The sequence below is a fragment of the Hymenobacter sp. HD11105 genome, assembly GCF_054051685.1.
Window position 1 is genome coordinate 463,593 of sequence record NZ_JBSWBR010000001.1, and the last position, 21,819, is coordinate 485,411.

Annotated in this window: 19 protein-coding genes; 9 read left to right on the forward strand and 10 right to left on the reverse strand. The window is 55.8% G+C overall.

The genetic code is table 11. The features are described 5' to 3' along the window. Window positions 1-18 precede the first annotated feature (18 nt). Together ACW9KT_RS02090 and ruvX are read right to left on the reverse strand one after the other, a co-directional pair. Complete coding sequence (locus ACW9KT_RS02090) at window positions 19-645, reverse strand: peptide deformylase (protein ID WP_457077733.1); 627 nt, start codon at window positions 643-645, stop codon at window positions 19-21. Further along, the gene (gene ruvX / locus ACW9KT_RS02095; protein WP_457077734.1) at window positions 642-1,052 is read right to left on the reverse strand and encodes a Holliday junction resolvase RuvX; all 411 of its coding nucleotides are present in this window, start codon (window positions 1,050-1,052) and stop codon (window positions 642-644) included. Before ruvX ends, ACW9KT_RS02090 begins: the two co-directional genes overlap by 4 nt. A 393-nt stretch (window positions 1,053-1,445) precedes the next feature. On the opposite strand from ruvX, the gene ACW9KT_RS02100 reads away from it, so the two are divergent. Both ACW9KT_RS02100 and ACW9KT_RS02105 read left to right on the forward strand, forming a co-directional pair. Further along, window positions 1,446-3,128, forward strand: a complete 1,683-nt coding sequence (locus tag ACW9KT_RS02100) for a S41 family peptidase (protein ID WP_457077735.1) — start codon at window positions 1,446-1,448, stop codon at window positions 3,126-3,128. A 199-nt stretch (window positions 3,129-3,327) separates the two neighbouring features. Then, window positions 3,328-4,002: a HEAT repeat domain-containing protein gene (locus ACW9KT_RS02105; RefSeq protein WP_457077736.1), complete on the forward strand. Its 675-nt coding sequence runs from the start codon at window positions 3,328-3,330 to the stop codon at window positions 4,000-4,002. Between the two features lie 163 nt (window positions 4,003-4,165). Here ACW9KT_RS02105 and ACW9KT_RS02110 read toward each other — a convergent pair whose 3' ends face one another. Further along, window positions 4,166-5,275 carry a transglutaminase-like domain-containing protein gene (locus ACW9KT_RS02110; protein WP_457077737.1) on the reverse strand — a complete coding sequence of 370 codons (1,110 nt, stop codon included), beginning with the start codon at window positions 5,273-5,275 and terminating at the stop codon, window positions 4,166-4,168. A gap of 197 nt (window positions 5,276-5,472) precedes the next feature. Here ACW9KT_RS02110 and ACW9KT_RS02115 point away from each other — a divergent pair, with 197 nt between their 5' ends. Continuing rightward, on the forward strand, window positions 5,473-6,675 hold the full coding sequence (locus tag ACW9KT_RS02115) for a homogentisate 1,2-dioxygenase (protein WP_457077738.1): 1,203 nt from the start codon (window positions 5,473-5,475) through the stop codon (window positions 6,673-6,675). Between the two features lie 69 nt (window positions 6,676-6,744). Next, window positions 6,745-7,269 carry a hypothetical protein gene (locus tag ACW9KT_RS02120; RefSeq protein ID WP_457077739.1) on the forward strand — a complete coding sequence of 175 codons (525 nt, stop codon included), beginning with the start codon at window positions 6,745-6,747 and terminating at the stop codon, window positions 7,267-7,269. Window positions 7,270-7,363: 94 nt separating this feature from the next. Here ACW9KT_RS02120 and ACW9KT_RS02125 read toward each other — a convergent pair whose 3' ends face one another. The 3 genes from ACW9KT_RS02125 to ACW9KT_RS02135 all read right to left on the reverse strand — a co-directional run bounded on the left by ACW9KT_RS02125 (window position 7,364) and on the right by ACW9KT_RS02135 (window position 10,624). Further along, a complete protein-coding gene (locus ACW9KT_RS02125) occupies window positions 7,364-8,923 on the reverse strand; it encodes a hydroxymethylglutaryl-CoA reductase (RefSeq protein WP_457077740.1) in 1,560 nt (519 codons plus the stop codon). Between the two features lie 82 nt (window positions 8,924-9,005). Continuing rightward, on the reverse strand, window positions 9,006-9,704 hold the full coding sequence (locus ACW9KT_RS02130; RefSeq protein ID WP_457077741.1) for an energy transducer TonB: 699 nt from the start codon (window positions 9,702-9,704) through the stop codon (window positions 9,006-9,008). Window positions 9,705-9,796: 92 nt separating this feature from the next. Then, window positions 9,797-10,624, reverse strand: coding sequence for a WG repeat-containing protein (locus tag ACW9KT_RS02135; RefSeq protein ID WP_457077742.1), 828 nt, complete (start codon window positions 10,622-10,624; stop codon window positions 9,797-9,799). 100 nt (window positions 10,625-10,724) lie between these two features. Here ACW9KT_RS02135 and ACW9KT_RS02140 point away from each other — a divergent pair, with 100 nt between their 5' ends. After that, window positions 10,725-12,041, forward strand: a complete 1,317-nt coding sequence (locus tag ACW9KT_RS02140) for an amidohydrolase (protein WP_457077743.1) — start codon at window positions 10,725-10,727, stop codon at window positions 12,039-12,041. Between the two features lie 36 nt (window positions 12,042-12,077). Next, a complete protein-coding gene (locus ACW9KT_RS02145) occupies window positions 12,078-12,950 on the forward strand; it encodes an ATP-grasp domain-containing protein (RefSeq protein WP_457077744.1) in 873 nt (290 codons plus the stop codon). An 87-nt stretch (window positions 12,951-13,037) separates the two neighbouring features. On the opposite strand, the gene ACW9KT_RS02150 is transcribed toward ACW9KT_RS02145, so the two are convergent. Further along, the gene (locus tag ACW9KT_RS02150) at window positions 13,038-13,832 is read right to left on the reverse strand and encodes an SDR family oxidoreductase (RefSeq protein ID WP_457077745.1); all 795 of its coding nucleotides are present in this window, start codon (window positions 13,830-13,832) and stop codon (window positions 13,038-13,040) included. A 275-nt stretch (window positions 13,833-14,107) separates the two neighbouring features. Between ACW9KT_RS02150 and ACW9KT_RS02155 the strand changes: the two genes are divergently transcribed. Beyond that, window positions 14,108-16,576, forward strand: a complete 2,469-nt coding sequence (locus tag ACW9KT_RS02155) for a M4 family metallopeptidase (RefSeq protein WP_457077746.1) — start codon at window positions 14,108-14,110, stop codon at window positions 16,574-16,576. A gap of 98 nt (window positions 16,577-16,674) precedes the next feature. Here ACW9KT_RS02155 and ACW9KT_RS02160 read toward each other — a convergent pair whose 3' ends face one another. Beyond that, window positions 16,675-17,403, reverse strand: coding sequence for a hypothetical protein (locus tag ACW9KT_RS02160; protein ID WP_457077747.1), 729 nt, complete (start codon window positions 17,401-17,403; stop codon window positions 16,675-16,677). A gap of 77 nt (window positions 17,404-17,480) precedes the next feature. Next, window positions 17,481-18,203, reverse strand: coding sequence for a tetratricopeptide repeat protein (locus tag ACW9KT_RS02165; protein ID WP_457077748.1), 723 nt, complete (start codon window positions 18,201-18,203; stop codon window positions 17,481-17,483). 274 nt (window positions 18,204-18,477) lie between these two features. Here ACW9KT_RS02165 and ACW9KT_RS02170 point away from each other — a divergent pair, with 274 nt between their 5' ends. Beyond that, window positions 18,478-19,413 carry an alpha/beta hydrolase gene (locus ACW9KT_RS02170; protein ID WP_457077749.1) on the forward strand — a complete coding sequence of 312 codons (936 nt, stop codon included), beginning with the start codon at window positions 18,478-18,480 and terminating at the stop codon, window positions 19,411-19,413. A gap of 103 nt (window positions 19,414-19,516) precedes the next feature. Further along, the gene (locus tag ACW9KT_RS02175) at window positions 19,517-20,239 is read left to right on the forward strand and encodes a GAF domain-containing protein (RefSeq protein ID WP_457077750.1); all 723 of its coding nucleotides are present in this window, start codon (window positions 19,517-19,519) and stop codon (window positions 20,237-20,239) included. Window positions 20,240-20,246: 7 nt separating this feature from the next. Here the strand turns inward: ACW9KT_RS02175 and ACW9KT_RS02180 are convergent, their stop codons facing one another. Then, window positions 20,247-21,473 (reverse strand): amine oxidase, encoded by a 1,227-nt coding sequence (locus ACW9KT_RS02180; RefSeq protein WP_457077751.1) that lies wholly within the window; start codon window positions 21,471-21,473, stop codon window positions 20,247-20,249. Between the last annotated feature and the right edge of the window lie 346 nt (window positions 21,474-21,819).

Here is a 21,819-nt window from a genome sequence, read left to right on the forward strand (position 1 = left end):
ACTCTCCAATTCAGCTTTCTACCGCCGCCCTTGCCCCGCAAAGCGAAGCCGGTAATCGGCTTTCACGTCGCCCTTGCTGATGCGCGTGAGCTTACCCTTCAGCAGCTGTTTCTTGAAGCCCGACAAGTGGTCAGTGAACAGGATGCCTTCTAGGTGGTCGTACTCGTGCTGAATCACGCGGGCCGTCATGCCGGAAAAGGCTTCCTCGCGCACCACACGGTTTTCGTCCTCATAGCGCAGCACAATATTAGCCGGCCGATATACCATTTCGCGCACGCCAGGAATGCTCAGGCAGCCTTCTTCAAAGCCCCATTCCTCACCAGTTTCACTAACCATCACGGGGTTTATAAAAGCCCGCTTCACCGCCTGATCTTGCGGAATGTGCTCCGTGGCCGGTACCGCTTCTACATTTTCTTCCTCGTCCTCATCATCGTCATCATCCAACATAGGAGCTGAGTCAATAACGAACAGGCGCACGCCACGGCCTATTTGGGGCGCGGCCAAGCCTACCCCGCGGGCATGATACATGGTGTCAAACATATCAGCAATAAGCTGGCTGAGCTCCTGGGGGGCAAAATCGGCGGGAATGTCTTTGGCGAGCGTTTTTAGCACTGGGTCGCCAAAGGCAACGATGGGGTAAATCATCGGGAATTGAGGAAAGATTGCAAAATAAGTGTCGCGCTTACGCGGTCGACAGTGGCTTTGTCGCGGCGGTCCTTCTTGGAAAGGCCCCCCGCCAGCATGGCTGCCTGCGCCATACGTGAGGTGTAGCGCTCGTCTAGCTCGTGCACGGGCACGTCGGGCAGCTCACGGCGCAAACGGCGCACCAAACCTACTACGGCGCTGGTAACATCTGTTGGCTCATTGAGCAGCGTACGTGGCATCCCGACCACAATACCGGCCAACGGTTCGCGCTGATGGTAGGCTTGCACATAAGCCAACAGGTCCTGACTATGGATGGTTTCGAGGGGCGTGGCGATGAGCTGCAATGGGTCGGTTACGGCCAGGCCCACACGCTTGTTGCCGTAGTCAATGGCAAGAATTCGGCTCATCGTTGAGATTGTAGATAAACGGGCACCTCGGCACAATACGTAGCACTGCCACCCGCCGCAAAGATACGCTTCACACTTCGATTGCCAGAGGTCGAAGTTGGATTCAGCTGCTAAAAGCCAGTGAGCTGAATAGCGGTATCGGCTGTTACTTTTTATTGAAATTATTATATAATATGTATTCGGTATTTTTATACCGTGTAAGGGCTTTTTAAGTGTTATTTACCTAATTACATTATAAATATGTCTTACAAAATATAAAATTGCATTGTTATTTGAAAATAACTAAAGCCTAATGTCAGGCATGATTTTCCCGTAATAGTTTTAATAGATTTGAAATGTTGCCCTTTCGCTAACTGCTCTCTATCGTTTAAAACTCTACTCTCCCAGGCCTGTATGAACGCTCAGTCGAACACCGCTTCGACGCCTGCCCCGGAGCATACTCCGTCGTCGGCGCCCCGTGCTACCCGCTTCCAGGTGCGGCAGCCGTGGCTATTGGCATTGGTGCTGGCGGGTGGAATGCTGGTAGGAGCCAACCCCTTTAAGCCGTCAGGCCAAAACCCGGACGGCACATCGCGGGGCTACCTCAAGTTCAAGGAGATTCTGAGCTACGTCGACCGTGACTACGTCGATTCCGTTGATGCCGAGGCCTTATCCGACTACGCCATCGGTCGTATGCTGGAGCGCCTGGACCCGCATTCGGTATTTATTCCCGCCAAAGAGCAAACCAAAGCTTCCGCCTTCCTACAAAGCGATTTTGACGGCGTAGGCGTTGAATTTAATATTTTTCGGGATACTGTTACAGTAGTTGCTCCCGTGAGTGGTGGCCCTGCTGCCCAAGCCGGCCTGCGCCCCGGCGACCAGCTTCTGGCGGTTAATGGCGAGGTTGTATCTGGGGTGCATATCACCACAGAGATAATGAACAGCAAGCTGCGCGGGCCGCGAGCCAGCCGTGTGCAGCTACGGCTACAGCGCCGGGGGGCACCAAAGCCTCTGACTGTGATGGTCACCCGCGAGCGGGTGCCTAATCATTCAGTCGACGTAGCTTATATGGTTGATAATCAGACGGGCTATATTAAAGTAAGCCGGTTTGCCAACAACACCTACGATGAGTTTAAGCAGTCGCTAGGTGACTTGCGGCGCCAAGGTATGTCGCGGCTTGTGCTCGACTTGCGGGGCAACCCCGGCGGCTACCTCGACCGCGCCACCAAGATGGCCGATGAGTTCATTGCGGGCACCCGCAAAATCGTTTATACTGACGGTAAAGGTGACCAGTACGATACCCAAGTGTATTCTCGGACGCTCGGTGAGTTTGAAGAAGGCCCGCTGGTGGTACTCGTAGATGAAGGTAGCGCCTCAGCAGCCGAAGTGGTAGCTGGTGCTTTGCAAGATCATGATCGGGCCTTGGTAGTTGGCCGGCGCACGTTCGGTAAAGGCTTGGTGCAGCAGCCCATTGCTTTAAACGACGGCTCGGAGCTGCGCCTAACCATTGCTCGCTACTACACCCCCTCGGGCCGGTCAATTCAAAAGTCTTACAGCGCCGGTCACGCCGCTTATGAGCAGGAGCTGGCTAAGCGCCAGCGCCACGGCGAATACTTTCATGCCGATAGCATTCACTTTGCCGACTCGCTGCGCTACCGTACAATGCACGGGCGCACTGTATATGGCGGTGGCGGCATCATGCCCGACTTATTTGTGCCCCGCGATACAACTGCTTACTCCGGCTATTTCCGCCGTCTCCAAAGCCGCAACCTAATCCGCGAGTTTGCCCTGAAGTTTTACCAGAATCATCAGTCCGAGCTAGAAGGGCTACGGTTCGAGCAATTTAATACCTCTTTTCATGTCACCGATTCCCAGCTACAGGCACTAAGCGCGTTGGCGGCCCGTAGTGGTTTGCCCACCGATGCTGCTGGCTTGCGCCGGGCTGCACCACTATTGCGCACCCAACTCAAGGCGCACATTGCCCGGAGTGCTTACGGCAAAAACGCCTACTACATAGTGCTGGCCGAGCAGGACACCGAGTTTCAACAGGCCCTGCGCGCCATTGATACTAGTACTGCTCAGCTGTCGGCCAATTAAGCACAGTTCTTGTCTATCGCACCTCTTACCCGCGGCGTTGTTGCGTGGCAGTACTGGGGAATGGACAAGATATTATCTACTCAATCATTTGACAAACAAGTAACTGAGTAGCTAAAAGAGAACACACTTAGCCAAGTTTTTGGTGGTTGGCTCCACCAGTACAGTAGACGCAAGCAACTTTATTATTTCGGATAATCGAATGAGCGACGCACACAAGGACTTACAGCAGGCACTGGAGCAATTTTGGAGCTACATGGCGCGGCGGCAGGGCGGAACAGTGGCGGTAGAGGAACTGAAGCTTAACTTCTGGGACGACGACCACGACACCCTGGAGCGGCGGCGCTGCCGTAGCGACTTGCATCGGGCCACCGTAGCCGAGATTGAAAAACAGAATGGCGGCTGGGGCGACGTGAGCGGCATCGACTTGCTGATAGAGGCTATCACGGCCGATTATCTGCACGAGGATGTTCTGTATGAGTGCCTGGAAACGCTGAAGCCCGCCCGCCGCACGCTATTGCTTGAGCGTGGCTTGCTTTCCCCCTTATACCATACGCGCTACTTGGCGGCGGAGCATGTAGCGCACTACATTATTCCGCATCGCACGGAGATGATGGAGTTCTTAATCTGCCACGACGAGCATAAGCTGGTATGCCGGTACGCGCTCAACACCCTGTCGGATCTGCATCCAGCCTTGGCCGTGGAGTACGCCTTACCCCGCCTCACCGATGATGACGATTATATGCGCCTAGCTAGCGTGCTGGCTCTGCAAGCAGCAGGTCATAGCCTGCCAGCCGAACTGGTAGCCACGCTGCGCATGGACCCGAATGAGTATGTGCGGGAAGCCGCTACCGAGCTGGTCGTGGCCAAACAGTAACGGATTACATTAACTACTTTATCAGGTTTATTTGCTAGAAATCTACTTATTCAATTAACAGCAAACCCCGGTTGCCACCTGCATAATGCAGAGCAACCGGGGTTTGGTTTTTATGCTAGGCCGGACCAATAACTGCTCTTCGGCAAGGAGCAAAGGATGGATGTTACTTATGCAAAGCGCTTTTACCGGCGCTGGGGGGCATTTTTGCATCCTGATAGCGAAAGCGCTGCTCTACGCTTGTATAGGGCTGCCCATCCACTTCGGCATAAGGGTATACAAAGTAGTTGAGCGGTGCGCCCTGCTGGCGTGGAACTAGAGTAAGGTCGCGGCCACGGCTGAACTCCACGCGATTCTCGTCGTGGGCACCGAAGAAGTAGGTGCGGCGCTTCGGGTCCTTGGCGGCCTCCGAGGCATCGACGGGCACCCAGCCTGTTTCGGGGGTGTAGAACTCAGCCCAGCAATGGTAGCCTTTCACCTCGCCCGCACCTCGCTCGGCGGGCAGCGGAAAGCCAATGCTGAAACGAGCCGGAATACCCAGCGCCCGGCAATAGCCAATAAACACGGCGTGAAAGTCGCTGCAGTTGCCCCGGCGGGCATCACAGGCGTAGTAAATGTCGCCACGACCCCAGCCCTGCCCCGATTTATCGTACTTCACCGTGGATACGACATGATTATAAATGGCCTCCGCTTTCTCCAGATCGGTTTGTGCATTTGCTTGCGTTACGACTTCCTGAGCCCAGCGCTTAATCTGGTCGTCGAGTGGTACCAGTCGGTCGGGTTGCAGCCAGCGCGGCGTGTTGGGGTCACGGGCTTCAGTCGTACTGAGCTTGCTGGCGTTGGGCTTAGCACTAGGCGTTACTATTGGGTTTAGATGCTCACGCCGAGTAGCTTTGAAGCGCATGGTCACGGCAAAAGGCTGCGTCGGCGGCTTGACCACTTTCAGGTGCAGCATCTTGTTGCCGTATTGCCCTTCTAACACTTCATAAGAATGCGGCGAATCGATTTTTAAGTTGCTAATAGTTTGCGACTTATCTGAGCGCGGTACTGGTAGCCACAGCTCTACAGCCCGGGCGCTGGGGGGCAAATCGCGAACCGTAGTCGTGTACTCAAAGCTAAAGGTGCGCGCCTTTAGCGGCCGGGGGGCATTTTTAGACGCCGGTTCCGTTCGGCGCTCAGGGCTGGGGCTAAACGCGGTGATGAGCAGCAGCAAAGCAAGGTGCCCAATCCGGCGGGCTGGAGGAGCAAGAAAGGTAAAGGTCACAGTGGGGGGCATTTTAGCTGCTAACTCCTGTTTAGTTAGGAATGTTCGGCTCCAGTAGACTATCCGTGAAGAACATACGGGAGGCGGCAGAGGGGCGCAAAGGTAATCCTCTAGCACGTGACAAGCTCGGAGCGTAGTGTTTTTAGGGGAATTTGCCGACCTTCCAGCTTGTAATTGTTAAGCAATCCCACCCTTGCTTCCTCTATCTTATGGCTTATTACCACCGTCTCGGTCAGATTCCGCGCAAGCGCCACACCCAATTCCGTCAACCCGACGGGTCGCTCTACGCGGAGCAGCTCGTAGGTACCCTCGGCTTTCACGGCGTATCCTCTCTGTTGTATCATATTCATCCGCCCACCCAGATAAAAGAAGTGGGTGAGCCCGTGCCGTACAGTGAAAAGCTTTTGAAAGACAGAGCCTTGCAGCCAAGTCACTTGCGTACCTTGGCCCAAACCACCACCGGCGGTGACTACCTGCAAGCCCGCCAGACGCTCATGGGCAACGCCGACGTGATGCTCAGCATTTGCAACCCTTCGGAGCGTCGCATGGAGTATTACTACAAAAACGCCCTGGCCGACGAGGTGATTTTTGTGCACGAAGGCCGCGGGGAACTGTGGAGCCAGCTGGGCAGAGTCAGCTTCGAGCCCGGCGACTACGTGGTGGTGCCGCGCACCATTATCCATCAGTTTCATTTCGAGGAAGGCCCAGTGCGGCTGCTCATTATCGAGTCGTTCAGCCCCATCGAGACGTGCCGACGCTACCGCAACCACTTCGGGCAGCTACTAGAGCACTCGCCGTACTGCGAGCGGGATATGCGCCCGCCCACGGAGCTGATTATGGAAACCGAGCCCGGCGAGTACCGGGTGCAGGTCAAGAAAGAAGGCTATTTGCACCAGCTTACTTACGCCCACTCACCCTTCGACGTGGTCGGCTGGGATGGCTATTTCTTTCCTTACGCCTTTTCTATCCACGATTTCGAGCCCATTACGGGCCGTATTCACCAGCCCCCGCCCGTGCATCAGACCTTCGAGGCGCACAACTTCGTCATCTGCTCCTTCGTGCCGCGCTTATTTGACTATCACCCCCTGAGCATTCCGGCGCCCTACAACCATTCCAACGTGGATTCCGACGAGGTGCTCTACTATGTAGCGGGTAATTTTATGTCGCGCAAAGGCATTGATTTGGCGTCGTTTACGGTGCACCCCAGCGGCCTGCCCCACGGCCCGCACCCCGGTACCGTGGAAGCCAGCATCGGCAAGAAAGAAACCCACGAGCTGGCTGTGATGGTCGATACCTTCCGCCCCATGTATCTCACCGAAACCGCTCTGCAATATGTCGACGACAAGTATCCGATGAGCTGGAATCCGGACTTTAAACACGAAACGCCGCGCTCAGCCGATATGATGGATTAGGGCGCAGGAAGTAACGTAATCGAATCCGATTGGCTGAATTGTTGCGTATTTGCGGCAAAAGCCAATCAAATGAAAAAAATACTGTTTCTCTTCCCCCTCTTTGTCTTGCTGCTGGCCGTTGGCTGCAAGAAAATCGATCAACTTTTAACCTTCTACATCGAAGACACACAGAATATTAAGGTTGCTGGCAATGCTGTTGTGGGGCTAGTTCCGGTTGCGCCAGTAGCCGTGACCACTCGTTCGGAAGAACGCTTCAAGAATGAGGACACGCGCGCCGATTTGGTGAAAGACGTAAGCCTGAACAAGCTTACTCTTACCATCACTGACCCTAACAATGAAAACTTCGATTTTCTGGAAAGCGTCACGCTCTACATCAGCACTGACCAGAACGACCGGGTAGCGCTGGCTACGCTCAGCCCCGTGCCAGCCGGCCAGAAGGTAATCGACCTGAAGCCCAGCGGCGCCAAGCTAGATAAGTACCTGAAGGCCTCCAGCTACACGCTCACGACCGAGGCTCGCGTGAAGCGCGCCGTGGCCCGAGATATCACCATGCGCGCCGATTCGCGCTTCAAGGTGACGGCCGATCCGCTGTAAGCAGCAGCTCACTTCTTGACTATTGAAAAAGCCCCACAGATTAGATCTGGGGGCTTTTTTATGAATTGCAATGTTCGAATTTATATAATTTGTCTTATCGATTGCGGCCGTACTGCTCGTGGCTGCTCACCCAGTCGCTGCTCGAAATGGCAGCGCCCAGACTTAGCTCGCCAGCCAGCACCACGCCCGCCACTATTTCGGCAAACTTATTCACCGTGCCCCGGCCTACGCAGCCCAGCATGCGCAGGCATTCATTCTGGGTAGCCAGGCCCGTGCCGCCGCCGTGCGTGGCCACGATGAGGGACGGAATGGTGATGTTCATGTACAGGTCGCCCTCCTTGGTTACCTCGGTGTAAAGCACCCCCGCCGACGATTCCGACACGTTGGCTACGTCCTGACCGGTGGCAATGAATAGGGCCGTGATGCCGTTGGCCGAGTGAGCACCGTTGTTGTTGGCGCCCGAAATAAAGGCTCCCACGTTGCTTACTTGCCCATGGTAGGCTAACTGCTCGGGCGTTACACGCATGCGCTGCTGGAGAATGTCGCGCTTCACGACAGCCTCGGCTACCACGCGCTTGCCGCGGGTGCGCATCACGTTGATCTGGGAGGCTTTTTTATCGGTCGCGAAGTTAGATTCGAGGTAGAAATGGCGGATTGCGGGGCCTTTATAATGATCCAGAATCCAGGAGCAGGCGGCAAAAGTTGCGCGGCCTACCATATTCTGCCCGGCTGCGTCGCCGGTGCTGTAGTTGAAGCGTAAGTAAGCAAACTTGGTAGCCAAATACGTATCGATATACTGAAGCTTGGCTACGCGCGAGGTGCTTTCTGCCTCCTGACGTATGGAGTCAATTTCGGCCTCTACCCACTTGGAGAAATCGCGGGCGCCGCGGGCGTCGTCGAACACGAACACAGGGGCCCGCTGCATGGCATCGCCGATGACGGTACACTTTACGCCCCCGCAGAGGTTGAGCACTTGAATACCACGGTTGTAGCTGGCTACCAAGGTGCCTTCGGTGGTCGCCATTGGGATGAGGAAGTCGCCCTGGGCGTGCTCGCCATGCACGGTGAGCGGACCGGCCAGGCCCACCGGAATCTGAGCCACGCCCACAAAATGCTCGCAGTTGCCTTGGAGCATATGGGGGTCGAAGGAGTAATTTTTTATATGCTCAAATTCCTGCCCTGTGTATTGTTCAGCAAAACGCTGCCGCTCTTTGATGGCGGCCTCGGCGTAGTCGTCGGAGTCCTGGCGCGGGATGCGCGTGCGGTTCGCTGCCTGATTAACGATGCCATCTTCTACCTCCACGTGCAAGTCGCCGAAGGGCTCGGCCGCGAACTGCACCTGTACCCTGTGAATACCTTCGGATAGAGCAGCTGTAGTTAGGTAAAACGTGATGCTGTGGCCCACCAGAAACTCCAAGCCGCCGGGCGTACGGCTCAGCACATCGGGCGCGGGGCGAATGTCGCCGTCGCCCAGGTCCAGGGCAATATGCTCGGGGGTGATACGCTGCTCATCAATCTGCACATAGTCGAGGCGGGTGAAGCGGACGGTGTCGAGACGGTTCTTGATGCTGAAAGCCACGCCATTAGGCGTGTTGCGCAGGCTGCCACGGGTGTAGAGCAGCTTGAGCAGCATAGGACTGGGCGTAAAGATCATAAGCCGGGAGAGGTGGGGTTAGTACTATCGGCTTATAAGGTGCGAATTTTTTGGGAAAGGTTAGACTACATCACCGGGTAGCTTATTCAATTCTGAAACTAACCGGCACAGTGAATGAAACAGATGCAGGCTTTCCGCCGCATAATGCTGGCTCAAATTGTCGATCAAGTAACTGAATCACGCGCAACGCTTCCGCATCAAACAGAGGGTGTAAGCCTTTTGTAATTTTCGCATTACGTACTCGACCTTCTTCATCCACAAGAAAGTAAACAAACACTCGACCATCCATACAAATACGCTCCGCGCCTGCTGGCCATTGCGTATTGCGCGCTATAAATTTCGTCACATCATCTTTCTTATTCACTCCCTTATAAAGAGGTAATTTCTCACACCTAAAAGGAGAATATGGATCACCTTCTTCCTTCGGGGGAATAGTTATATATGGGGGGTACGCGGTTCCTGGTAATCTGTTTATTTGTGCCCATACCTCACTGTACGTAATCCCCAGCCCACATACCAGCACCAGCGCCACTAGAAACCGCCGCAGCTTAGGCCGCAACCGCACCGCAGGCACCAATTGCTCGGAAGTGAATCGGCCGCACACTCGACCATCTGGGGAGGCGGCCCGCGCCTGCTCCAATTTAGCTTGGGAGCTATGGGTAAAGTCCTGCACGAGCTGGTTGCAGAGGGCGCAGTGGTGACCCTGTGCCTGGGGCGTCAGGTGCTGCTCGCCTACCGAGCAGGGCTGAATTCGGACGTTCAGGATAGGCAGGTTGAGCATAACGAAAAGAGCCTTATTGCTTTGAAGGCTTGCTCAGTAAGATAGCAGGAAATGATAAAAGCCTTACATCTGAGCAATTCGCGAAACTTGCGTTACTCCTCGAAAAACTCCCGCCCCCGCGTATCAATATACCCCGCCTGCCCGCCCTCGGTGAGCACGCGCGCTGTGCCGGCCACGAAGGGCTGGGCCTCGCGATACTGAGGCTTCACCAGCAGCTTGCCAGCGCCATCGAGGTAGCCGAAGCGGCCGGCAAGCTCGATGATGGGAAAGGCGTAGCCGTTGGCGGGCGTGGCCCGGATGGCGTCATACTCCAGAGGCAAGACCAGCTGGCCTTTTTGGTTGATGACGCCCCATTTTGCCCCCCGGCGCACGAACAGCAGGCCGTTGTAGCTGTCAAATATTTCATCGTACTCGGCGGGCACTACGGCGTGGCCCACGCTGAAGCGAAACCCGACTTTGCCGTTGCGGCGCACCAAGTCGCCTTGCTCCATAAAGTCGGTTTCGGCAATGGAATCGGGCGGGGTGGTGAGGCGGGTGCCGGTACGGTCTAGCTGGAAGGTTTCGCCGCCTAGCTCCACGGTGGCGCGGCCTTGGTGGAAGTTATTGGCGCGGGTGAAGTGCAGGGGCGTTAGGGCAGTGCCATCGGGGCCGATGTAGCCAAAATTTGCCCCCCGGCGCACCCAAGCAATGTCGTTCACGAAGGGGCCGGCATCGTCGTAGCGCAGGGGCAGCACGAGGTGGCGGCGCTGGTCGGCGTAGCCCCAGAGGCTGCCGCGGCGGAAGGGCACGAGGCGGCTGGGGGGCATTTGGGCCAGGGCCGGCGCCAGCAGCAATAGGTGTAAGGCTAGTAGCAACAAAGCTCGGCTCACTGCTGGGAAGTGGGTGATATGTAGAAGCCGAGAAAGAAGGAAAGCAGGCATCGGGGTGGCAAAGATACAAGCGTACCGGGTTGGGCGGGCTGCCGGGTGTTGCGTTCGGTTTGTACCTTGTGTATCCATTCTTTCGCCAACACCTACTCTTATGAAATTTGTTTACTCCGCGCTGACGGCAGCAGCTCTGCTAACCAGCGCTGGAATCGTGCCGGTTTCAGCCCAGAACGCCGCTCTCAACGCCCGCATCGCCAAACTAGCTCAGCAACAAGAAGCTCAGGTAATAGCCTGGCGCCGCGACTTCCACGAACACCCCGAGCTGGGCAACCAGGAAACGCGCACGGCCGAAATTGTGGCCGCTCATCTGAAAAAGCTGGGCCTGGAAGTACAAACCGGCGTGGCCCGCACCGGCGTAGTTGGGATTCTGAAAGGCGGAAAGCCCGGCCCCGTGGTAGCCCTGCGCGCCGACATGGACGCGCTGCCCGTTACCGAAAACAACGAGCTTACTTTCCGCTCAAAAGCCACCACCACCTACAACGGCCAGCAAGTAGGCGTAATGCACGCCTGCGGCCACGACTCGCACGTGGCCATGCTACTAGGCGCGGCTGAGGTGCTCACGCAAGTAAAAAAGGACTTGCCCGGCACCGTGAAATTTATCTTCCAGCCCGCTGAGGAAGGCTCCTTGCCCGGTGAGGAAGGCGGCGCGAAGCTGATGGTAGAAGAAGGCGTGCTCGACAACCCGAAAGTAGACGCCATTTTTGGGGTCCACGTGAACGCCCAGACGGAAGTAGGCACGCTTAAATACCGCCCGGCCGGCACTATGGCCAGCTCCGATGTTTTCACCATCAAAGTGAAAGGCAAATCGGCCCACGGCGCCTACCCCTGGCTGAGCGTGGACCCGGTAGTGACCAGCGCCCAGATTATTACGGGCCTGCAAACCATCGTCAGTCGCCAAACGGAGTTGACGGAAGATGCGGCCGTCATTACGGTGGGTATGGTACACGGCGGGGTGCGCAACAACATCATCCCAGAACAAGTGGAGCTGACAGGCACCATCCGGACGCTGAATAAGGAAATGCAGCAGAAAATCTGGGCTGACATTCGCCGCACGGCTACCAACATTGCCGAAAGCGCAGGCGCCACGGCCGAAGTCGACATCGTAAACTACGCCCCCGTAACCTACAACGACCCGCGCCTCACGGAGCGCATGTTGCCAACCTTGCGCACGGCAGCCGGGACTAATAATGTCGTGCTGCAAAAGGCGGTAACCGGCGCCGAAGACTTTGCTTATTTCCAGGAGAAAGTACCCGGCGTGTTCGTCTTCGTAGGCGGTATGACCAAAGGCACCGACCCAGCCACCACCGCGCCCCACCACACGCCCGGCTTCCGCCTAGATGAAAGCGGCTTCACGCTGGGGGTGAAAGCCTTAGCAATGCTAGCCTCCGATTATCTGACCATGAAAAAGTAGATTTTGAACGGGTAAAAAACTTAATTTTCTAGAAGAGTGAATATTGCTTTAGTGACCTACCAACCTGTAGGTAAATATGCTGGGGCGGGCGTTGAACAAGAAGACGCCTTACTCACGGGACATTTAAAAAGCTGCGGCCACCGCGTTACGAGCGAAATCTGGAGCGACCCGGCCGTGGACTGGGGCAGCTACGAGGTAGTGGTGATGAAGTCGCCCTGGGATTATTTCGACCGCATAAATGAGTTCTATGCCTGGCTCGATACTTTGGAGCGCCTGCAAGTGCGAGTGCTGAATCCGGTAGCCACTGTTCGCTGGAATTCGGATAAGAAATACTTACTGGATATGCAGGCGGCGGGCGTGCGCATCGTGCCCACGCACTGGCTGCCCCGCGGCTCGCACTTTCTACCCGACGCACTGTTTGCGGAGCTACAAACCGAGCAGCTTATTTTAAAGCCCGCCATTAGTGGTGGGGCTAAGAATACCTTCTCCTTGCGCCCCGCCGAAGCCGCTACCCGCGTGTCGGAGCTAGATACGCTGCTGGCGGAGGGGGATTTTTTGGCTCAGCCCTTCTTGCCTCAGATCCAAACCGAGGGCGAATGGTCATTGATTTATCTGGGGGGCAAATTCAGCCACTGCGTGCTCAAAACTCCTAAGTCCGGCGACTTCCGGGTGCAGCACCACCTTGGGGGCGGCATTGAGCCTCGCCAAGCACCCGACCGGCTCCGCCGCGCAGCCGACGATATTGTGGCCCGCTTCGCCGAAGGCTGCCTCTATGCCCGTGTGGACGGCGTAGAGGTAGAAGGCGACTTTCTGCTCATGGAACTAGAGCTAATCGAGCCATTCCTCTACCTAACCTCCGACGAAAAAGCCCCCCAGCGCTACGAAGAAGGCCTGAGGGCATTGTTATAACCTGCTATTTCTAAAACCATAAAGCGCCGGTTGGGTAGTCGACTTGCGACTACCCAACCGGCGCTTTATGGTTTTGAACAAGACTGTTTAAAAGCTAAACCCATTTACGGCAAAGCCGCCATCTACACTAATGCACTGCCCGGTAATGTAGCTAGCGGCGGGCAGGCACAGAAATGCTATGGCCGCCCCGGTTTCTTCGGGCTCTCCGATGCGTTTCATCGGCGTGCGGGCCAGTACCTGGTGCAAAAACTCATCGTCGCTGAGTACTCCCGCAACCAGGGGCGTGCGGATATACCAGGGCGCAATGGCATTGACGCGGATGCCCTCGGCGGCCCACTCCACTGCCAGATTGCGCGTGAGCTGAACGATGGCCGCCTTAGTCATGCCATAAATGGAACCGGTGCGCACGTGGGTGAGGCCGGCCACCGACGAAACGTTCACAATGCTGCCCCCGCCGGCAGCTTGCAGCAGCGGAAATGCCCCCTGGCACATCCCAAACACCGATTCAAGGTTGGTGGCCATGATGTGCTGATACTCCTCGGCGGTGTATTCGGCGGTGCGCTTGCGGATATTGGTGCCCACATTATTCACTAGTATGTGCAGCTGCGGCCACTGCTTGCCTACCTCCGCTAACAAGGCAGCTCTTCCAGTGGCGGTGCTTACGTCGGCGGCAATGCCGTGTGCATCGAGCCCACGGGCACGCCACTCTTCTACCTGAGCAGTAAGGTCGGCGGCATTACGAGCCACAGCTACTACGGTAGCTCCAAAACCGAGCAATTCTTCTGCGGCGGCGGCTCCTATGCCTTTCGAGGCGCCCGTAACGAGCGCCACCTGACCCGTGAGATTCCAGCGGCTGCCTAGAGTAGAATGATTTGAAGCCATTGTTTTACTTATAGAAAGAATATGAGAGAAAAGGAAGAATTAGTAGAAGTCACAAATAGCCGATTATTTAGGCTTTAAAGGAGGAAAAAATGCTCCCCAATGCCCCCAAAAACGTACTGGCAAGGCTATTTTTATACAGCGAGTCTGCTATATAGAGTCGGAATTTTTGGTGGGTTTACTAGGTAGTAATCAAGGGTAGGAATTCCTAATTTGAGGCATGAGCCGGTTGCAGCCGGTCCATTTCTGTCCCTTTTCTACCACCAAATCCCTCTTTCATGGTTCACAAGTACTCTATGGCCGCTTTGCTATTGCTGGGCGGCTTCTCTTCAGCTTACGCACAAGGTCAGGATCTGACTCGGGTGCAAAACAAGGTAATAGGCGAAAAAGGTACGCCTACCTTGGTTCAGTTTCGCCTGCAAGGCAAATCGTACCAGTTGAGTGAGGCGCGGACGGCCCTTGCCGAACAGCTCGGCCTTACCACCGACGACCACCTACAGAGCGCCAAAATCGAGGCCGATCAGCTGGGCTTCGTGCACGAAAAATTCACGCAGTATTACAAAGGCATCAAAGTAGAGCACGCCGAATACACGGTACACGCCCGCCAAGGCGTGGTGGAAAGCATGAGCGGCAACTTCGAGCGGGTGCAAAACGTGAAAACGGCGCCTACCTTGAATGAGCAGGCGGCTTTGCAGCGGGCCTTGCGCTTCGTGGGGGGCAAAAAGTACATGTGGGAAGATGTTGGCGAAGAGGCTACACTGAAAGAGCAGGAGAATAACCCGCGCGCCAGCTATAAGCCGACGGGTGAGCTAGTTATTGTGGCCAACACTCAGGTAGACCCTAGCAGCCCCGAGTTTGAGCAGCCGACGCTGGCCTGGAAATTCAACATCTACTCGCAGCAGCCAGTAAGCCGGGCTTATATCTACGTGGACGCCCAAACTGGCGACATCGTGGCCAAGGACGCTATTATCAAACATGCCGCTGCTACCGGCACTTTTGCTACGCGCTACAGTGGCACCCAAACCAGCGCTACGGAAAGCATCAACGGCAGCTTCCGCCTGCGTGAGCTGACTCGCGGCTCGGGCATCGAAACGTATAACTGCCGGAAAGGCAACAGCTACACCAATGCGGTTGACTTCACCGATGCTGACAACAACTGGACCGAGTACGCCAACGCCAACCTCGACAATGCAGCTCTCGACGCCCACTACGGCGCCCAGAGCACCTACGACTACTTCAAGAACGTGCTCGGCCGCAATAGCTACAACAACGCGGGGGCCAAAATCAGAAGCTACGTCCACTTTGACGATACGCCCGGCGACGGCAAAGGCTACGAGAATGCCTACTGGAACGGCTCCGTAATGACCTACGGCGACGGCTACACCCGCTTCGACCCATTGACATCACTCGACGTGGCAGCCCACGAAATCGGCCACGCCGTGTGCTCCAGCACCGCCAACCTCACGTACTCGTATGAGTCGGGCGCGCTGAATGAAGGCTTCTCCGACATTTGGGGCGCGGCTGTGGAGTATTACAAAGACCCTAACAAAGCTACTTGGCTGATCGGCGAGGACATCGACAAGGTGCGGCCCTCCCTGCGCTCCATGAGCAATCCGAATGCAGAAGGTCAGCCTGATACTTACAAAGGCACCAACTGGTACGCCGGTAGCGGCGACAATGGCGGCGTGCACACTAACAGCGGCGTGCTCAATCACTGGTTTTATCGCTTAGCCGTAGGTGGCAGCGGCACCAATGACATTGGCAACAACTTCAGTGTAACGGGTATCGGCATCGACGCGGCGGCCAAGATTGCCTACCGTACGGAGAGTGTATATCTGACAGCGTCAAGCAACTATGCGGCGGCTCGTACTTACTCTATTCAGTCGGCTACTGATCTGTACGGAGCGGGTTCGGCGCAGGTAATTGCTACGACCAATGCCTGGTACGCCGTGGGCGTGGGCGCGGCCTACAGCGGCGGCACCACCCCGCCTCCTACCACGGGCGTTACCTACTGCGCTTCCAAGGGCAATAACAACGCCTACGAGTGGATTGACTTAGTAAATCTTGGCACCATCAACCGGACTTCGACCAAAGAAACGGGCGGCTACTTCAACGGCACCGCCCTCAGCACCAGCTTAGCTGCTGGTTCCTCGCAGACTATTCGCTTCAGCGCAGCCTTCGCTTCTACGGCCTACACGGAGTATTGGAGAGTATTTATCGACTGGAACCAGGATGGCGACTTCGTGGATGCAGGTGAGACGGTAGTAAGTGGTAGCTCATCCAGCTCAGCTACGCTTAGCGCTACGTTTACAGTGCCTACGACTGCCAGAACGGGTAACACCCGCATGCGGGTTTCGTTGAGCGACGCGGCCCAAACCAGCTGCAGCACCTTCAACTATGGCGAGGTAGAAGACTACACCGTCAGCGTAACAGGCGGCGCAGCCCTCACCAGCAACGCCGTAGCTACCAGCAACTCTAGCAGCAGCGCCACTCTCGGCAGCGACGCTTTGGAAGGCAGTCAGGTAGGCGTATTCCCAAACCCAGCCTCCGATGTGCTGCGCGTAACCCTGCCAAACAACGCCTCCGCCGTATCGGTGCAGGTAGCTGATATGCAGGGCCGCACGGTGAATGGCGCGCAGTTTGATGGCAAAGGCGCGCTGAATGTGGCGCGACTGGCCAGCGGTATGTACATGCTGAGTGTAAGCGACGGGCAGAAAACCTTCCGCCAACGCTTTGTGAAGCAGTAAGTATCGAGAAAGGCACGAAAAAGCCCCCCAGAAGGAAAAAGGCCCGTCGTGCGACGGGCCTTTTTCCTTCTGGGGGGCTTTTTGATACTAATTAGCTACTAACGAATAGCATACTCAATTTTCAGCTCCACAATACCGAAGCCATCCCGCTTGCTGGAATTACCTCGTTCACTTACATCGTCGAGCAGGTCAGTAGAGGTGAGGTAGTAGGCTGCTTCTGCGGAAGCGCTAAAGTTGCGCGTGAGGCGAAAGGTGAGGCCAGCGCCCAGAGGAGCTACAATAGCTACGTCGGGATAAGCATTGCTTTCAGGTGCCAAGTATACTTGGTTGACAGCTGGCCGTCCGGTACCTATGTAAGCTTGCGGATCAAACAATAAAAAGCCTACGCCAGCTTTCAGATACGGCTTGATAACGGCCGCCGGCCCACGCGGAGCAGCAAACTGTGATTCGTCGCGCAGCAGCTCATAGCGCAAGAAAGTAGTAGCCATCGCATTGCGCCCGCGGAAAGCGATGCTGCGCTCGGGCAACTGGTCGGTAGCGCCCAATTGAAAGACTGTACCCTCACCGCCAATCAATAGGTGCGGACGCAACAAGTACAGCAGCCCCAAGCTCAGGCTCGGCCCCGGCAAGTTCTGCGACAAGCCACCCAAGTCGCCTTTGTATAAGCCCACGCCGCCACCTAGGGTCACGCTTACGGGGCCACGATAATATGGTCGGGCTTGGCTAAAGTAGCGGCGTTGCTGCCCCGGCCCCTGCGCGGCGGCCGTGTAAGAGAGGGCTAAAGAGCAGAACAGCAGAAAGCTGAGAGAAAGCAAACGAAGTTTCACGGGCAAAGACAAGTTGAAGTAGCCCCGGCATACGCGGGTCGTTGTCAAGTCGTTGCCTAACGCTATCAGCTGTAGGTTTATTTGAACTTGCCCGTAGGGTCGGGCTGCTTGGCCAGCAGCTCACCAATAAAGCTAAAGTCGGTGCTGGCCATGTTCAGGCCCTGACCTTTGTGCACGGCTTCCCAAGCTTTGGTGTAGTCTTCCTGGAAATAATAACCCCGCGCCATTTGCTGCCAGGCCACGGCATTGTTTGGGTCGGCCGTGATGGCTTTTTGCATATGCTCCATGCCGGTAGCCAAGTCCTTTTTCTTTTTAGACTGCTCGTAGCGAATAAGATACAAGGCTCCCAAGTCGCTAAGGATGAGCGCGTCGGTGGGCGCAAGCGCCGCGGCTTGGCTCAATAGCTGAATAGACTCATCGGGGGTAGGGTTGCTGCTCTTTACCACGCCTAGGCCGCGGTAGGCATCCGCATTTTTCTGGTCGAGAAGCCAGGCCAGGTTGAAGCGGTATATGGCCGTATCTGGCTGATTCTCGGTTAGATACTCAAATCCTTTAGTGGAAAAAAACTTGCTGGCCTCGGCACGGGAAGCAAAGTTGCGGTCGATGTCAGCCAAAAAGTTGGGTCCTACCACCTGCTCTGCCTGGGCCGGCCCGATACCACCAAACAGGGGCAGCAGCCGGTTGGCCTTACTAACTGAGGCCGTAGCGGCGTTCTTATCTTTCTTGTTCTTGCGTTGGGCCAAGGTGGGAGTGGCGCCAAAAGCCAGCAGCAAAGCCGCCAGCACCAAAACATTTTTCATGCAGTAGATGGAGGTGAAAAGCCAATAATTGCCCCCCAGCCAGCAAAGGCTGAGTGAGCTACCGACAAATATAACGCCCACAACCCAAGGATAGTCTACCTACGATTATTGGTTTTACCCTGATTACGGCCTGAAGAAGCTAGGCTATGGCACCAGTCTGGGGGGCAATTTCGGGCTGACTAGGGCGTGCGCACAAACCGGTGCGAGCCGGAGAGAGTATATGCGGGCTAATCAGGCCACATTGGCTTCAGCTGTTCGTTCTCATCGTTTTGCTATGCTTTTCTCCCGTTTGCTGGTTTTGCCGGCGGTGCTCATCTTGCTCTTATTAATTGTAGTGGCCAACGAATATGCCGTAGCCCGGCCTAGTCGGCGCACTCAGGATATTGCCTACGTACCTGCCACCGATTCCAGTTTTTCCACCGAGCGACACCGCCTCGACGTGTATGCACCACGCCGCGCCGGAGCTCCGCGGCCCGTAGTGGTTTTTATTCACGGCGGAAATTGGGATAGTGGTAGCAAAAATATCTACACTTTCATTGGGCGACGGCTGGCCAAGCAGGGCGTAGTGGCCGTTATTATCAATTATAGACTTTCGCCGCAGGTGCAGGTGGCTGCTATGGCCGAAGACTGTGCCCGCGCCGTGCGCTGGACCGAGCAGCACATAGCCGAGTACGGCGGCGACCCCCAGCATCTGTTTCTGATGGGCCACTCGGCGGGTGGCGGTCTGGCGGCCCTGTTAGCCACCGACAACCGCTACTTCGCTCGTCTGGGTCAACCGCACAATCCAGTTCGAGGAGTTATCCTTAATGATGCAGCCGGCCTGGATATGTATGATTATCTGCTCAAAAAGCAGTATGCCGGCGACGAGCAGTACCTCACCGCCTTCGGCCGCGACCCCGAAGGTTGGAAGGCAGTATCAGCGCTGTATTACTTAACCCCGGCTAGCCCGCCGTTTCTGACTTTCGTGGGCGGCGAAACGTATCCTTCCATCGCTAACAGCAGCGAAAAGTTTCGGCAGCAGCTGAAGCAACTCGGCTTTGAGCCTCAGTTCTCAGTTTTGCCGGGCAAAAAGCACGTTCCGATGGTATTGCAGCTGTATTGGCAGCACAACGTAATTTATCGGCAGCTACTAACGTTTATAAGTGCTACTGACCGATTAAATAAGCCCAAAGCAGTGGGAAAAGTACCGCCGACCTCGGTACGTGAATAATTTTTTAGGCAGAAAGTAATTAAAAAGTGAAAGAGTAACGTAAAGGGGTATTCTGAGAATTTTTAAACTCCAATTTCACCCTTTATAGTTATAAATCAGGTAGATGAAAGATAAGGAACAGGTGCTCACCTCATCTGGCGAGTTGAATCGGATGCGGATCTTAGGCCGCTACGAACTACTGCGCACCTTACCCGAAAACCTGTTCGATGACTTATTGTGCTTAACGGCTGCCCTGATGGATGTACCCGTTGCGTTGATTTCTCTGATGACAGCCGAGACCAACGCAATGATGAGCGCTTCCGAAGGCTTAGGCGCCGCCTGGACCACTACTGAGGGGGAATTCGGCACGGCCGCTATCCGGCACGATGAAGCTGCGTTGCTCGAAGAAATGGCCCCCAAGCCGCTCGAGCTGGCAAATCCTTTCGTGACGCGGGCCCTCAACTTCCGATTTTATGCCGCCACTTCTCTCAAAGGAAGCAATGGCGAGAACATCGGCAGCCTATGCGTGGTAGGGCGACGGCCGCGTACTTTCTCACCCACCGAGCGCGAGGTGCTGAGCAACCTAGCCGGAGTAGCCATTCGCTTGCTAGACCTACGCCAGGCGCTGGGCCCCGACGCGGCGGCTTCATCAGCTATGTGGAATGCTGTATACAATGCCTGCAACGACGCGCTGCACCGCAGTCTGGCCCTGGCCGAGCGGCTGCATCAGCAGCAAGACCTCGAAACCATTACGGCTATCATTCAGCGCAAGCTTATCTGCAAGGATGCTAATCACATTGCTGCCTGCATCAATCAGCAGATCAACGCAGTGATGCAGAATAAATAGGTGGTCATTAGAGAAGTGTAGAAGTCTTCTGTGCGGATACCAGCGCAACAGCTCTCGTCGCTGCCAGCACTGCTGCAATCTGCCCTTGGGCCTTTAGCAACTCGTCAGCATAAGGCTTATAAAGAATGCGCTGGGGTGGCCCGTCGGGCATTAGCTTAGCATCCCAAAGGCCGGCGTGGTGCCAGTTATCCTGAAAATCCCAGTCGGGCCTATCGATGATGGGATAGAGACACACGCCCCACAGGGGTATGCCCTTACGCAAAGCCTTGGTGCACTCCTTAACAAGGTGCTGTATCCACAGGGGCCGTTCGAGGCCTGGATGGCTGGTCTCCGTAAGCACCACGGGGCGATGGTAACGCTCGTAGGCCATTTGTAACAGCGCACTTAGCGGTTTCCAGCGCGGATGAGGAGGGGTGTCATTCCAGCCTAAGGTTTGGTGCGGATCTATATGCCACTGGTTATCATAATAGAAGTTGAAGCCCAGAATATCCAGAAAATCCGGTGAGCCGCCTAACTCAGGACACATACGGCCAGCCAGCATATCTACCGACTGAAACTGATGGCTAGTATGTGCTGCTGCGCGCTCGCGCTCGGCGCGGCTAGCTCCGCGCCGCGCCGCGACGTTGATAAGTGGTTCTGTGGTGAGAATACGGATGCTGGGGTCGGCCTCGCGCAGAGCGGCGGTGCCTTCTATATAGGCGCGCATCAGCCCGTACTTCACTTCCCAGCCCTGCCCTACGCAGTACGGCGAGGTGCCGCGCACATCGCCCCCCAGCCACGACATAAAACTAACCTCATTGATGGGCGTCACGATGAGCACATCGTCGGGACGCTGGCTGCGGTAAAACTCCACAAAGGCCCGACAGAGCGCGGCGAAGCGCCGCGCGAACATGGGGTGCAGGGGCGTCAGGTCGTCGGGGTAGCCGAAGTGACAGAGGTCCCACACTTGCTGCACGCCGTAGCGCTGCCCGGTAGCGAGCATTGAAGCTACGGTGCTCCAGTCATAGTGGTAAGGCGTGCGCTCTACCTGGCTCCAGCGGATACCTTCCCGCACCGTGCGAATATTGAACGGGCTCAGGGCCTGATAATCTTCATCCAGCTTTTGAAAATGGCCGGTTAGGTGCAGGAAATCAACGCGGTTGCCGAAAGCATTCAGCTGATCAGTACATTCATAGCCACCCATCCAGAACGATTGAAAAGGGTTCTGGGGGGCATTTTTTAGGAATTGGTGCATAGGGGCGTAATAACTAGGACGAAGTATGCAAAGGCTGAGCTTGTTGCTGGCCGCTGCTGTGCGCTAAGCCAAGGCCTTATAAGTGACGCTGGAGCTAGCAATGACTATGTTGGCGCCAAGAGCACCGTAAATGGCATTTTTCGATTCGACGTTGTTGCCCATAGGAAAGTAAAGGACAAAGAAGTTGACAGCTACGCAGACTAAGGGGTTGAGGTTGGTAAGATGAGAAGAGTGGGTGCACCTACATCTGAAGAGTGGTCTGCAAATAAATCATTCGACTATTTAAAAATGCCCCCCAGACGCCCAAAATCGTAGCAAGCTCGGCTACTGGCCGAACATTCCACTT

Coding starts and splice junctions, on each gene's coding strand:
- ACW9KT_RS02100 (WP_457077735.1), top strand. CDS start 1,446: ATGAACGCTCAGTCGAACACCGCTTCGACGCCTGCCCCGGAGCATACT.
- ACW9KT_RS02140 (WP_457077743.1), top strand. CDS start 10,725: ATGAAATTTGTTTACTCCGCGCTGACGGCAGCAGCTCTGCTAACCAGC.
- ACW9KT_RS02165 (WP_457077748.1), bottom strand. CDS start 18,203: ATGAAAAATGTTTTGGTGCTGGCGGCTTTGCTGCTGGCTTTTGGCGCC.
- ACW9KT_RS02120 (WP_457077739.1), top strand. CDS start 6,745: ATGAAAAAAATACTGTTTCTCTTCCCCCTCTTTGTCTTGCTGCTGGCC.
- ACW9KT_RS02170 (WP_457077749.1), top strand. CDS start 18,478: ATGCTTTTCTCCCGTTTGCTGGTTTTGCCGGCGGTGCTCATCTTGCTC.
- ACW9KT_RS02115 (WP_457077738.1), top strand. CDS start 5,473: ATGGCTTATTACCACCGTCTCGGTCAGATTCCGCGCAAGCGCCACACC.
- ruvX (WP_457077734.1), bottom strand. CDS start 1,052: ATGAGCCGAATTCTTGCCATTGACTACGGCAACAAGCGTGTGGGCCTG.
- ACW9KT_RS02155 (WP_457077746.1), top strand. CDS start 14,108: ATGGTTCACAAGTACTCTATGGCCGCTTTGCTATTGCTGGGCGGCTTC.
- ACW9KT_RS02110 (WP_457077737.1), bottom strand. CDS start 5,275: ATGCCCCCCACTGTGACCTTTACCTTTCTTGCTCCTCCAGCCCGCCGG.
- ACW9KT_RS02175 (WP_457077750.1), top strand. CDS start 19,517: ATGAAAGATAAGGAACAGGTGCTCACCTCATCTGGCGAGTTGAATCGG.
- ACW9KT_RS02130 (WP_457077741.1), bottom strand. CDS start 9,704: ATGCTCAACCTGCCTATCCTGAACGTCCGAATTCAGCCCTGCTCGGTA.
- ACW9KT_RS02125 (WP_457077740.1), bottom strand. CDS start 8,923: ATGATCTTTACGCCCAGTCCTATGCTGCTCAAGCTGCTCTACACCCGT.
- ACW9KT_RS02135 (WP_457077742.1), bottom strand. CDS start 10,624: ATGCCTGCTTTCCTTCTTTCTCGGCTTCTACATATCACCCACTTCCCA.
- ACW9KT_RS02150 (WP_457077745.1), bottom strand. CDS start 13,832: ATGGCTTCAAATCATTCTACTCTAGGCAGCCGCTGGAATCTCACGGGT.
- ACW9KT_RS02180 (WP_457077751.1), bottom strand. CDS start 21,473: ATGCACCAATTCCTAAAAAATGCCCCCCAGAACCCTTTTCAATCGTTC.
- ACW9KT_RS02105 (WP_457077736.1), top strand. CDS start 3,328: ATGAGCGACGCACACAAGGACTTACAGCAGGCACTGGAGCAATTTTGG.
- ACW9KT_RS02090 (WP_457077733.1), bottom strand. CDS start 645: ATGATTTACCCCATCGTTGCCTTTGGCGACCCAGTGCTAAAAACGCTC.